The sequence below is a fragment of the Streptomyces candidus genome (genome assembly GCF_014207445.1).
Taxonomy (GTDB): Bacteria; Actinomycetota; Actinomycetes; order Streptomycetales; family Streptomycetaceae; genus Streptomyces; species Streptomyces candidus.
Window position 1 is genome coordinate 85,171 of record NZ_JACHEM010000010.1, and the last position, 12,585, is coordinate 97,755.

Annotated in this window: 10 protein-coding genes and 1 riboswitch; of the genes, 5 read left to right on the forward strand and 5 right to left on the reverse strand. The window is 69.6% G+C overall.

Annotation, left to right across the window (positions count from 1 at the left end; all coding sequences use genetic code 11):
* Positions 1 to 52: 52 nt before the first annotated feature.
* Positions 53 to 176, reverse strand: a riboswitch (cobalamin riboswitch).
* A gap of 121 nt (positions 177 to 297) precedes the next feature.
* From HNQ79_RS19630 to HNQ79_RS19645, 4 genes are all read right to left on the reverse strand, one after another.
* Positions 298 to 816 carry a GNAT family N-acetyltransferase gene (locus tag HNQ79_RS19630; RefSeq protein WP_185032855.1) on the reverse strand — a complete coding sequence of 173 codons (519 nt, stop codon included), beginning with the start codon at positions 814 to 816 and terminating at the stop codon, positions 298 to 300.
* An 89-nt stretch (positions 817 to 905) separates the two neighbouring features.
* Positions 906 to 1,109: a YbdD/YjiX family protein gene (locus HNQ79_RS19635; protein WP_185032857.1), complete on the reverse strand. Its 204-nt coding sequence runs from the start codon at positions 1,107 to 1,109 to the stop codon at positions 906 to 908.
* Complete coding sequence (locus tag HNQ79_RS19640; RefSeq protein ID WP_185032859.1) at positions 1,106 to 3,337, reverse strand: carbon starvation CstA family protein; 2,232 nt, start codon at positions 3,335 to 3,337, stop codon at positions 1,106 to 1,108. Before HNQ79_RS19640 ends, HNQ79_RS19635 begins: the two co-directional genes overlap by 4 nt.
* 183 nt (positions 3,338 to 3,520) lie before the next feature.
* A complete protein-coding gene (locus HNQ79_RS19645) occupies positions 3,521 to 4,321 on the reverse strand; it encodes a GntR family transcriptional regulator (protein ID WP_185033194.1) in 801 nt (266 codons plus the stop codon).
* A gap of 370 nt (positions 4,322 to 4,691) precedes the next feature.
* Here HNQ79_RS19645 and HNQ79_RS19650 point away from each other — a divergent pair, with 370 nt between their 5' ends.
* From HNQ79_RS19650 to HNQ79_RS19665, 4 genes are all read left to right on the forward strand, one after another.
* Positions 4,692 to 5,981, forward strand: coding sequence for an extracellular solute-binding protein (locus HNQ79_RS19650; RefSeq protein ID WP_185032861.1), 1,290 nt, complete (start codon positions 4,692 to 4,694; stop codon positions 5,979 to 5,981).
* A gap of 181 nt (positions 5,982 to 6,162) precedes the next feature.
* Positions 6,163 to 7,182: a carbohydrate ABC transporter permease gene (locus HNQ79_RS19655; protein ID WP_185032863.1), complete on the forward strand. Its 1,020-nt coding sequence runs from the start codon at positions 6,163 to 6,165 to the stop codon at positions 7,180 to 7,182.
* 119 nt (positions 7,183 to 7,301) lie between these two features.
* Positions 7,302 to 8,090, forward strand: a complete 789-nt coding sequence (locus HNQ79_RS19660) for a carbohydrate ABC transporter permease (RefSeq protein WP_260421716.1) — start codon at positions 7,302 to 7,304, stop codon at positions 8,088 to 8,090.
* Positions 8,091 to 8,098: 8 nt separating this feature from the next.
* Complete coding sequence (locus tag HNQ79_RS19665; RefSeq protein ID WP_185032864.1) at positions 8,099 to 9,631, forward strand: glycoside hydrolase family 3 protein; 1,533 nt, start codon at positions 8,099 to 8,101, stop codon at positions 9,629 to 9,631.
* A gap of 81 nt (positions 9,632 to 9,712) precedes the next feature.
* Here HNQ79_RS19665 and nagB read toward each other — a convergent pair whose 3' ends face one another.
* Complete coding sequence (gene nagB / locus HNQ79_RS19670) at positions 9,713 to 10,498, reverse strand: glucosamine-6-phosphate deaminase (protein ID WP_185032865.1); 786 nt, start codon at positions 10,496 to 10,498, stop codon at positions 9,713 to 9,715.
* Between the two features lie 610 nt (positions 10,499 to 11,108).
* Between nagB and HNQ79_RS19675 the strand changes: the two genes are divergently transcribed.
* Positions 11,109 to 12,575, forward strand: a complete 1,467-nt coding sequence (locus HNQ79_RS19675; protein WP_185032866.1) for a sensor histidine kinase — start codon at positions 11,109 to 11,111, stop codon at positions 12,573 to 12,575.
* Positions 12,576 to 12,585 lie beyond the last annotated feature (10 nt).

Below are 12,585 nucleotides of genomic sequence, written 5' to 3' on the forward strand. Positions count from 1 at the left end.
GCGTCCACCGGCCCAACCGCGAGGCCCGGACGTATCGGTATCCGGTTCGGTCGAGCCGGATGAGCTGTCGGCAGGTCGTCGGACTTGGCGGTACGCAAATGCGCACATGACACACCGTTGCGGGACAGTTCCGGATTCGCACCGGATTCCCCTGCGGCGACAGCGAGCACGAGCATACATGTGGTGGGTCCTCGTTGAAGAACCCCCCACATCTAGTGTCGCGTGTCGTTTCGGCCGGGTTCCGGGGGTTGCCCCCCGGAAAGGGCACAGCACCGGTGGAAGCGGTCCGGGAGGGGGCTAAAGGGGTCGTTCGTAGGTCAGCAGGGTCAGTCCGGGCACGGGGTCCCAGTCCCTTGCCGGGGTGCGCAGGAAGCCGAGCCGCTCGTAGATGCGGTGTGCTCCGAGCATCGTCGGCTGGGTGGACATCACCAGTCGTACGACGCCGGCCTCGGCTGTGGCTCGGGCGATGCAGGAGCGTACGAGGGCCTCGCCCGCGCCCCGGCCGCGGCCCTGGTGCGCGACGGCGAGCATGCGGAACTCGGCCTCGCCGGGGACGCCGATGTCCTGGAGGGGGCTGCCCTGGGGGGCGTAGGTGACCGTGCCGAGGGGCTTGCCGTCGGCGTCGGCGGCCACCAGGAGCTGCGCATGGGCGGCGCGGGAGGCGGCGTCGCGCAGGACGGCCAGGTACGGGTCCCGCTCACCGCCGCCGAGGAGGCCGTCGTCGAGGTAGGCGCGGGCGGTGATCTCGCCGACCTCGTCGTACTCGTGGGGTTCGGCGGGCCTGATGGTGAGGTCCTTCGCGGTGAACACATTCATGGGGGGCAGTGTGCAACGGCGACGGCCCGGCGCCCCACCCCGTTTCGAGGGGCGGAACACCGGGCCGCAGGGATGCTTGCGCACTGTGCTCAGCAGCAGCGGAAGCCCTGCCGGGGGTCGCCCTCACGGGCGTCGGTACGGCTGCGTTCGAAGGCTCGGCGGGTCATCACCGGTGCGTCCGGGGAGTGGGTCCGGGTGTGTGCGACGTAGCGGTCGTACGCCGCCTCGCCGGTCAGCTCCCGTACGTACCAGCGGAGCCGGGCGAGCCGGTGGCGGACCGCCGCGGTGCTCACACCCGCTCCTCGGTCTTGCGGGCCCCGCCCTCCGGGCCGACGCCGGCCGCCACGAGCTCGGCCTTCTCCTCCTTGGTGGCGATGAGGGAGGCGGGGGCGACGAACTTGGACTCGACGTACGGGGTTTCGCTGACCTTGATGGTCTCCGGGTGGCGGATCGCCTTGACGCAGGCGCGGCCGGACTCGAAGAGGACCACCACGATGAGGACGGCGAACAGGACGGACAGGACGCCGTCCACGGTGGAGTTGGTGACGATGGTCTCCATCTGCTCGCGGTTCTTGGCCAGTTTGAACGACGGGAGTCCCTTGTCGAGGGCGTCCTGGTACTCGGCGCGCTGGGTGAAGAAGCCCACCCTCGGGTCGGCGGAGAAGATCTTCTGCCAGCTCGCGGTGAGGGTGACCGCGACGTCCCACAGGAGCGGAACGCCTGTCACCCAGGCCCACTTGAGGCGTCCGGACTTGATCAGCAGCGTGGTGCAGACCGCGAGGGCGACGGCGGCGAGGAGCTGGTTGGCGATGCCGAACAGGGGGAAGAGCTGGTTGATGCCGCCGAGCGGGTCGTGCACGCCGACCCACAGGAAGTAGCCCCAGGCCAGGACGACGATGGCGCTGGCGATCCAGACGCCGGGCTTCCAGCTGACGTTCTTGAAGGGCTTGTAGACGTTGCCGAGCATGTCCTGGAGCATGAAGCGGCCCACGCGCGTGCCCGCGTCGAGCGTCGTCAGGATGAACAGCGCCTCGAACATGATCGCGAAGTGGTACCAGAAGGCCTTCATCGCCGCCCCGCCGAAGGCCGCGGAGAAGATCTCCGCCATGCCCAGTGCGAACGTCGGCGCGCCGCCGGTGCGGTGCAGCAGGCTCTGTTCCTCGACGTCCTTGGCGGCCTGCGCCAACTGCTCGGGGGTGATGGAGAATCCGAGGTTGCCGACGGCGGTGGAGGCCGCCTGGACGGTGTCGCCGACGACGCCCATCGGGGAGTTGACCGCGAAGTACAGGCCGGGCTCGATGATGCAGGCCGCGATCAGCGCCATGATCGCCACGAACGACTCGACCAGCATGGAGCCGTAGCCGATCGTCCGGATCTGCGTCTCCTTCTGGATCATCTTCGGGGTGGTGCCCGAGGAGATCAGCGCGTGGAAGCCGGAGAGCGCGCCGCAGGCGATGGTGATGAAGACGAACGGGAAGAGCGATCCGGCGAACACGGGACCGGTGCCGCTGGAGGCGAACTCGGTGATGCCGTCCATCTTGAGGTTCGGCAGCGCGATGAGGACGCCGACGGCCAGGAGGGTGACGGTTCCGATCTTCATGAACGTCGACAGGTAGTCGCGCGGGGCGAGCAGCAGCCATACGGGCAGGACGGACGCCAGGAAGCCGTAGACGACCATCCAGATGACCAGCGTGCCCGGTTCCAGGGTGAAGGTGCTCGCCCACGACGACTCGGCGACCCAGCCGCCCGCGACGATCGCCAGCAGCAGCAGCGCGACGCCGATGAGCGAGACCTCGCTGACCCGGCCGGGGCGCAGGATGCGCAGGTACAGGCCCATGAACAGGGCGATCGGGATGGTCATGCCGATGGAGAAGACGCCCCAGGGGGACTCGGCGAGCGCGTTCACGATGACCAGGGCGAGCACCGCGAGCAGGATGATCATGATGGCGAAGACGGCGATCAGTGCGGCGGCGCCGCCGACCGGGCCGATCTCGTCGCGTGCGATCTGCCCCAGCGAGCGGCCGTTGCGGCGGGTGGAGAAGAACAGCACGACCATGTCCTGGACGGCGCCCGCGAAGATGACGCCCGCGACGATCCAGATGGTGCCCGGCAGGTAGCCCATCTGGGCCGCCAGCACCGGTCCGACGAGCGGGCCCGCGCCGGCGACGGCCGCGAAGTGGTGGCCGAACAGGACCCGGCGGTCGGTGGGGTGGAAGTCCACGCCGTCGTCGAGGCGTTCGGCCGGGGTGGCGCGCGTACGGTCGACCTTCAGGACGCGGTTCGCGATGAACTTCGAGTAGAAGCGGTAGCCGATGGCGTACGAGCCGAGGGCCGCCGCGAGCATCCAGGCGGCCGACACCTCCTCGCCGCGCGAGAGGGCGAGCACCGCCCAGCCGACCGCGCCGACGATCGCCACCAGGGACCAGATCACGATCGACTTCGGCGACAGCCCGCGGGAGGCGCCCGGTCCGGGGGAGGCCCCGCTCTGCTCGGTCTCGGCTGTCGATCTCGGCTCTGCCATGACGGTCCGTCCCCTCGCGCGATCATCCTCGTAACGTGCGCGAAATCTAGGGGGTGCGACCGTGCTGTGTAACCCCCTGTCCGCATATCGGTACGGACACGGGGCGACCACCGCAGGTCACAGGCGTACCAGCGCCAACTGTCGTGCGGGTGCGAGGCGCTGGGAAGCTGCCGGCGCCGGGCGTCAGTCCTGCGGGCGCCGGAGCCTGGCCACGAACTTGTACCGGTCGCCGCGGTAGACCGACCGTACCCATTCCACCGGTTCGCCGTCCTTGTCGAGGGAATGCCGCGACAGCATGAGCATCGGCAGCCCGACGTCCGTGCCCAGAAGGCCGGCCTCGCGCGGGGTGGCGAGGGAGGTCTCGATGGTCTCCTCGGCCTCCGAGAGGCGCACGTCGTAGACCTCGGCGAGCGCGGTGTAGAGCGAGGTGTACTTCACCAGTGAGCGGCGCAGGGCGGGGAAGCGCTTGGCGGACAGGTGGGTGGTCTCGATGGCCATCGGTTCGCCGCTGGCCAGGCGCAGGCGTTCGATGCGCAGCACGCGGCCGCCGGTGGCGATCTTGAGCAGTCCCGCGAGGGTGTCGTCGGCGGTGACGTACCCGATGTCCAGGAGCTGCGAGGTGGGTTCGAGTCCCTGCGCCCTCATGTCCTCGGTGTAGGAGGTGAGTTGGAGCGACTGCGAGACCTTGGGCTTGGCGACGAAGGTGCCCTTGCCCTGGATGCGTTCCAGCCGTCCCTCGACGACCAGTTCCTGGAGGGCCTGGCGGACGGTGGTGCGGGAGGTGTCGAACTCGGCGGCGAGGGTGCGCTCCGGGGGCACCGGGGTGCCGGGCGGGAGGGTCTCGGTCATGTCGAGCAGGTGCCGCTTGAGGCGGTAGTACTTCGGGACGCGGGCGGTGCGGGTGGCCGGGGTCGCGGTGCCCGGCGGGACGCCCTGTTCCAGTTCGGTCTCCGTGCCCGCCGTGCTGCCCCCGTCGGTGATCATGGTCAGCCTTTCCGGTTCCTGCGCTGCTGCCGTCACCGGCTCCTCCGTCTGTCGCGGCTCACATGGATGGTGGCACGGTCCGCCGCGCGGGGCTCGGGCTCCGCGCGATTCCTTCTTATACACCGCGTCGCATGTGTTCGCGGTGGCCGGAGAGGCTGCCGGGGACTTCCGTGCGGCCTGAGGTGTCGGTCCGATAACGGACGCATCGCGGCGTCTTACACACCCTTGACACCCCAAAAGGTCTAGGCCAAGCTCCAGCTACTGGTCTAAACCATTAAAGACCAGATCCCAGTCCCACAGGCCGTACTTCGTGCGTTGTCCTCGCGGTGGGCGGGGGGTTGCAGGCATCCCTGAGCAGGAGAGTGGCGTAATGAAGCGCAAGCTCATCGCGGCGATTGGCGTCGCCGGCATGATGGTCAGCGTCGCGGCATGTGGGTCGGACAGCAAGTCCGGTGGCGACACCAAGACCGACGGCCCGAAGACCGTCACTGTCTGGGTGATGGACGGGTCCGCTCCGGAGCCCTGGATCCAGGCCGTGAACAAGGAGTTCGAGGCCAAGCACAAGGACGTCAAGGTGGACGTCAAGATCCAGAAGTGGGACGGGATCCAGGAGAAGGTCACCACCGCCCTCTCCGAGGACACCCCGCCGGACGTCATCGAACTCGGCAACACCCAGACCGCGGGCTACGCGGCCACCGGAGGTCTCGCCGAGCTGACCGAGGACAAGGCCAAGCTCGGCGCCGACGGCTGGAACAAGGGCATGCTCCCGTCCGCAGAACTGGACGGCAAGCTCTACGCCGCCCCGTGGTGGGCCGCCAACCGTGTCGTCGTCTACGACAAGAAGGCCTTCAAGGACGCCGGCGTCACCCCGCCCAAGACCCGCGACGAGTGGATCGCCGGCCTGGAGAAGATCAAGTCCACCTCCAAGGGCAAGACGCAGCCCCTCTACCTGCCGGGCCAGAGCTGGTACGTCCTCGCGGGGTTCATCTGGGACGAGGGCGGCGACCTCGCGGTCAAGGACGGCGACAACTGGAAGGGCACCCTCGCGGACCCCAAGTCCATCGAGGGGATGAACTTCTACAAGAAGCTGCAGTCCTACTCCACGGCGCCCAAGGACAAGGACGAGGCCACCCCGCAGCAGTCCACGGACGTCGTTCCCAAGGGCGGCATCGCCTCGTGGATCGGTCTCGGCTGGGAGGCCGGCGGCGCGATCAAGGCGATCGAGGACGCCAAGGGCAAGGCCGACTTCGGCTACTTCCCGATCCCGGGCAAGACGGCCGACAAGCCGGGCAGCGTCTTCTTCGGCGGCTCCAACCTCGCCATCGCCGAGCGTTCCAAGAACAAGGACCTCGCCAAGGAGTGGCTGGCCCTGGCCGCAGGCAAGGACCAGATGGCCAAGTACGCCCAGGCCACCGAGGGTGCCGCGCTGCCGAACCACGACTCCGCCGCTTTCAAGGCCCCGGCGGGCACCTTCGCCGAGGCCATGGGTCAGGCCGCCTCGGTCGGCAAGCTCACCCCGATCACCGAGGGCTGGGCGAACGTCGAGACGAACCCGAACCCGATCAAGGAGTACATGACCAAGGTGCTCAAGGGTCAGGACCCGAAGGCCGCCGCTGAGGCCGCCGACAAGGAAATCACCGAGCGCATCAACAAGAAGTAGTCCACCGCGAGTGGTGCGGCAGGGGTGAGTCGTCCCCCTGCCGCACCACCCGTACGTGCGGCGGCGCACCCCCGGGTGCGCCGGCACGCCCCTTCGTGCGGCAGCACGCATTGACGTGGCCCCCGGGTGGGCCGCCAGGCCCGGTGGGCGCGGGTGCCCCACAACCGCGAGGAAGATCATCATGACCGTGCACTCCCAGGGAGTCGTGACCTCCGTTCCGGAGGACGCGCCCCGGAAGTCGGCAGGGGAGTCGCAGACCCCGCCGCCCTCCGGTTCCAAGGAAGTCCTCCAGCGGCCTCGCGGCAGGCGCGGCCTGCCCACCGGCCTGCTTCCGTACCTGCTGGTCGCCCCTGCGGTGATCTCCTTGGTCGTGCTGCTGGGCTACCCGCTGATCAGGAACGTGATCCTCTCGTTCCAGCAGGTGAACAAGCGCGAGCTGATCACCCGCAAGCCCGAGTGGATCGGCGTCGACAACTACAAGGAGCTGCTGGGGTCCTCGGACTTCTGGACCGTCGTGGTCCGCAGCTTCGTGTTCACCGCCGTCAACGTGCTGGTCATCATGCTGATCGGCACCCTGATCGGCATCCTGCTCAACAATCTCGGCAAGAAGATGCGGCTGGTGCTCTCGCTGGCGCTGGTGATGGCCTGGGCCATGCCGATCGTCGCCTCCGTCACCGTCTTCAAGTGGCTGTTCGACGAGCAGTTCGGCGTCGCCAACTGGGTCATGCGCTCCCTCGGGTTCGCGGGCTACGAACAGCACAACTGGTTCGAGACCGGCACCTCGACGCTCGTCATCATCACCGTGCTGATCGCCTGGGGCTCGATCCCCTTCGTGGCGCTCAACATGTACGCGGGCCTGACCACCGTAGGCACCGAGCTGTACGAGGCCGCCCGGATGGACGGCGCCTCCGGCTGGCGCATCTTCTGGGCCGTCGTCTTCCCGATCATGAAGCCGTTCTTCCTGGTGACGACGTTCCTCGAAGTTATCTGGGTCTTCAAGGCGTTCGCCCAGGTGTACGCCATGAACGCGGGCGGCCCCGACCGGGGCTCCGAGACCCTCCCGGTCTTCGCCTTCGTCGAGGGCAGCGGCCAGCAGCACTACGGCATGGCCGCGGCGATCTCCGTCCTCACGATCGTCATGCTGATCGCCGTCATGTCCTTCTACTTCCGCCTGATCCTGAAGCAGGAGGAGGAGCAGTGAGCGCAGTGAGCACAGCGTCAGCAGTGGCCAAGGGTTCCGCCGCGGCGCCCCGCGTCCCCGCAGGCAAGCGGCCCGTGGGCAAGCGCGCCAAGGTCGTCGGGAAGGCCGGCAAGAACGTCCTGGCCCTCCTGGTGGCGGCGGTCTTCGTCTTCCCCGTCTACTGGATGTTCTCCTCGTCCCTGAAGCCGAAGGCGGAGATCCTCACCAAGGACCCGGTGTTCGTCTTCTCCCCGACGACGGAGAACTACGTCAAGGCGTCCGGCGTCGACATGTTCTGGACGTACGTGCAGAACAGTTTCATGGTCACCGTCGGCGCGGTCCTCCTCGCGCTGATCGTCGCGCTCGCGGCGAGCTTCGCCATCGCGCGGATGAGGTTCCGTGGCCGCAAGGGGCTCGTCCTCGGCGTGATGATGGCCCAGATGGCGCCCTGGGAGGTCATGGTGATCGTGATGTACATGATCGCCCGCGACTCCGACATGCTGAACAGCATCGCGACGCTCACCCTCGTCTACTTCGTCATGGTGCTGCCCTTCACCATCTGGACGCTGCGTGGCTTCATCGCCGCCGTCCCGGTGGAACTGGAGGAGGCGGCGATGATCGACGGCTGCTCGCGCACCCAGGCCTTCTTCAAGGTGATCTTCCCGCTGCTCGCGCCGGGCCTCATGTCGACCTCGCTCTTCGGCTTCATCACGGCCTGGAACGAGTTCGCCATGGTGCTGATCCTCAACAAGGAGGACTACGCGCAGACGCTGCCGCTGTGGCTGACCCAGTTCAACACCGCGTTCGGCAACGACTGGGGCGCGACGATGGCCGCCGCCTCGATGTTCACCGTGCCCGTGCTCATCGTGTTCCTCTTCCTCCAGCGCAAGGCCGTCGGCGGTATGACCGCCGGCGCAGTGAAGGGATGACCTCACCCATGGCGACTGCCACGCGCTCCACCGACACCCTGACCCGGGACGCCCTCGCCGTCCTCCAGCCCGGCTTCACCGGGACCACCGCCCCCGACTGGCTGCTGCGCAGCGTCGGCGAAGGGCTGTCCTCGGTCGGCCTGTTCGGACGCAACATCGCCTCGCCCGGACAACTGGCCGCCCTCACCGCCCAGTTGCGGGCCGAGCGGGACGACGTGCTGGTCGCCATCGACGAGGAGGGCGGCGACGTCACCCGCCTCGAGGTGCGCGGCGGATCGTCCTTCCCCGGCAACCTCGCCCTCGGCGCGGTCGACGACACCGACCTGACCCGCGAGGTTGCCCGCGAACTGGGCCGCCGGCTCGCCGAGTGCGGCGTCAACCTCAACTGGGCGCCGTCCGCGGACGTCAACTCCGACCCCGGCAACCCCGTCATCGGCGTACGGTCCTTCGGCGCCGACCCGCACCTGGCCGCCCGGCACACCGCCGCGTACGTCGAGGGGCTGCAGGCCTCCGGCGTCGCCGCCTGCACCAAGCACTTCCCCGGGCACGGCGACACCAACGTCGATTCGCACCACGACCTGCCCCGCATCGATGTGGGACTGGACACACTGCACGCCCGTGAACTGGTGCCTTTCCGGGCGGCCATCGCCGCGGGTTCCAAAACGGTCATGAGTGCGCATATCCTTCTCCCTGCGCTCGACCCCACCCGTCCCGCGACTCTCAGCCCGCAGATCCTCACCGGTCTGCTCCGGGAGGAGCTGGGCTACCAGGGGCTGATCATCACGGACGGCATGGAGATGCAGGCCATCTCCGCGACGTACGGAATCGAGCGCGGCTCCGTCCTGGCGATCGCCGCGGGTGCCGACGCGATCTGCGTCGGTGGCGGCCTCGCCGACGAGGGGACCGTCCTGCTGCTGCGCGACGCGCTGGTGGCGGCGGTCCGCTCCGGCGAACTGCCGGAGGAGCGGCTGGCCGACGCGGCGGCGCGGGTGCGATCCCTCGCCACGTGGACCCAGCGGGCCCGGACTTCGGGGCCGGGCGCGGCAGTGCAGGAGGGGACCGCGCCCGGCAACGAGACCGGCCGTCCCGCCGTGCGCGAGGTGGGCCTGGACGCCGCCCGCCGGGCCGTGCGCGTCACCCGCGCCCCGGGTGCCGCCCCGCTGTCGTCCGCTCCGTACGTGGCGGCCCTCACCCCGGTCGCGAACATCGCCGTCGGCGACGAGACCCCCTGGGGCGTTGCCGCCGACCTCGCCCGCCTTCTCCCCGGCACCGGGACCGGCGCGTTCACCGCCGAGACCGGCTCCGCCGAGGCGATCCTCGCCGCCGCCGGGGGCCGCCGGGTCGTCGTGGTCGTACGGGACGAACACCGCCACCCGTGGATGGCAGCCGTCCTCGACGGCCTTCTGGCGGCCCGCCCGGACACCGCCGTGGTCGAGATGGGCGTCCCGCAGTCGACCCCGCGCGGCGCCCTGCACGTGGCGACGCACGGTGCGGCCCGCGTCTGCGGCACGGCCGCCGCCGAAGCGCTCACTGGGCGATAGGCGACCCGGGAGTACGCTGAAGGCCGGGCGCCCGCTGGGGGGACGCCCGGCCTTCTGTGTGACGCGTCTGCTCCGAGGGGCTCAAATCCCCTGCCACACCGGCTTGTTGGCGTACGTGTGGCGGAAGTAGTCCGCGAGCTTCAGCTTGGACGCGGCCGCCTCGTCCACGACCATGGTCGCGTGCGGGTGCAGTTGCAGCGCGGAGGCGGGCACCAGGGCGGACAGCGGGCCCTCGACGGTCTGCGCGACGGCCTCCGCCTTGCCCTCGCCGGTCGCCAGCAGCACGAGGTGGCGGGCGTCCAGGATGGTGCCGATGCCCTGGGTGATGACGTGGCGCGGGACCTGGGCGGTGTCGCCGTCGAAGAAGCGCGCGTTGTCGTCGATGGTCTGCTGGGTGAGCGTCTTGATCCGGGTCCGGGAAGCCAGCGAGGAGCAGGGCTCGTTGAAGCCGATGTGCCCGTCGGTGCCGATGCCCAGGATCTGGAGGTCGACACCGCCCGCCTCGGCGAGCGCCTTGTCGTACGCCTCGCAGGCACCCTGGACGTCCTCGGCGGAACCGTCGGGGCCGAAGAACGACGCCTCCGTCAGCCCCAGCGGCTCCACGACCTCGCGCAGCACGGTCGCCCGGTACGACTCGGGGTGCCCGGCGGGCAGCCCCACGTACTCGTCGAGCTGGCAGATCCGGGCCCGCGACACGTCCATGCCGCTGCCCTTCACCTTGGCCGTCAGTGCCTGGTAGATGGGCAGCGGGGAGGAGCCGGTGGCCACACCGAGCAGGGCGTCGGGCTTGCGGCCCAGCAGGTCCACGATGCTCTGCGCGATGAGCTCGCCGCCCGCCTTCGCGTCCGGAACGATGACAACTTCCACGCTGATGCCTGCCTATCTGGAAGAAGGGGGATGAGGGGGGAGGGGCCGAAAACGATCTGTGGTATAGACCAATCTAGCAGAGGTGAGCGGTCCCTCCCATGGTCGACCGCGTCGCCCGCTCCGGCACTTCGGCGACCCTCGTGGAGCCCCGCCGGACGCGCGCGCGGCCACGCCGGGCGCCGCGGCGCCCGACTTCGCGACGGGGCGGAAACGGGTGCACGGGTGCGGTGCCCCGGGGGCGCCGCAGCAGCAGGGGTGGGGAGGGGGCGGCGTGCGCCGACGGGTGCAGCGGGGTGGGGCCTTGAGCGGCCCGTGCGGGGGCCACGGTGTCCGGCCCCGGAAAGACCCGCGGGCCACGGCGCCCGGTGGGACCCTCGGCCCACCCGGCACCGCAGCCCGGAGTTGCTCGGCCGGCGGCGTGCGGTGCCTCCGGCCGTGTGGAGGGGCGGGCGCAGTCAGGGCAGAGAGCGCCGTCCTCCGATTTCATCCTCCTGTGCGGGGAGGATGAAGCTTTGCCCGGTCATTGTGGACTAGACCAGTAATGCCTGTCTACGGGATGCGCACGCCGGTTGTCGTGGAGGTTACGGGTATGTTCGACGGTGTGCCCTCCATGAACGATCTCGTACGCCAGCACACCGCTCTCAGCGACACCGACCTCGAGTGGCTCCACCTGCTGGTCTCGGAGTGGCAGCTGCTCTCCGACCTGTCCTTCGCCGACCTCGTGCTGTGGGTTCCGACCCGCGACGGCACCCGGTACGTCTCGGTGGCGCAGATGCGGCCGAACACCGGGCCGACCTCCTACCACGACGACATGGTGGGGCACCTCGTCCCGCGGGGCCGCCGCCCGCTGCTCGACGCGGCGCTCGACGAGGGCCGCATCGTGCGCGAGGGCGACCCGGAGTGGCGCGAGGAGGTGCCGGTGCGGGTCGAGTCGATTCCGGTACGGCGGGAGGGCCGCGTCCTGGGGGTCATCGGGCGCAACACCAACCTGCTGACCGTTCGTACGCCGAGCCGGCTGGAACTGACGTACCTCCAGAGCGCTTCCGACCTGGCCCAGATGATCGCCGCCGGTTCGTTCCCCTTCCCCGGCCAGCAGGTCGACATGGACGCGTCCCCGCGGGTGGGTGACGGGCTGATGCGGCTCGACGCGGACGGCCTCGTCCAGTACGCGAGCCCCAACGCACTGTCCGCCTACCACCGGCTCGGCCTCGCCTCCGACCTGGTCGGCCACCACCTCGGCCGGGCCACCGCCGAACTCGCACCGTCCCGCGGTCCGGTGGACGAGGCCCTGGTCAAACTGGCCAGCGGTTACGCGCCGAGGGAGACCGAGGTCGAGGGCAGCGGGGGAGTGATCCAGCTGCGGGCCATTCCGCTCAAGCCCAAGGGCACCCGGATCGGCTCCCTGGTGCTGTGCCGGGACGTGACGGAACTGCGCCGCCGCGAGCGGGAGTTGATCACCAAGGACGCCACCATCCGGGAGATCCACCACCGGGTGAAGAACAACCTCCAGACCGTGGCCGCCCTCTTGCGGCTGCAGTCCCGCAGGATGGACTCCGACCAGGGGCGCGAAGCCCTCAACGAGGCCGTGCGGCGCGTCGGTTCGATCGCGATCGTCCACGAGACGCTGTCGCAGAACCTGGACGAGCGCGTCGAGTTCGACGAGATCGCCGACCGGGTCCTCGCGATGGTGGCGGAGATCTCGCCGGGAAAGGTCACCTGCCGGCGGACCGGACGGTTCGGGATCCTGGACGCCGAGGTCGCGACACCGCTCTCGATGGTGCTGACGGAGATCCTGCAGAACGCCCTGGAGCACGCCTTCACCCAGGGCGAGCAGGGCACCGTCGAGGTCTCCGCACTGCGTGGCGGTACGCCGGCGGAGGCGCGGCTGCTGATCACCGTGCTCGACGACGGATGCGGTCTGCCCGAGGGCTTCGACGCCCAGCGGACCGGCAATCTGGGGCTGCAGATCGTGCGGACCCTGGTGGAGGGCGAGTTGGGCGGGACCTTCGACATGGTTCCCGGACGCGAGCGCGGTACGCGGGTGGTGCTGGACATTCCCGTACGGCCGCAGAAGTAGTCGCCGTACG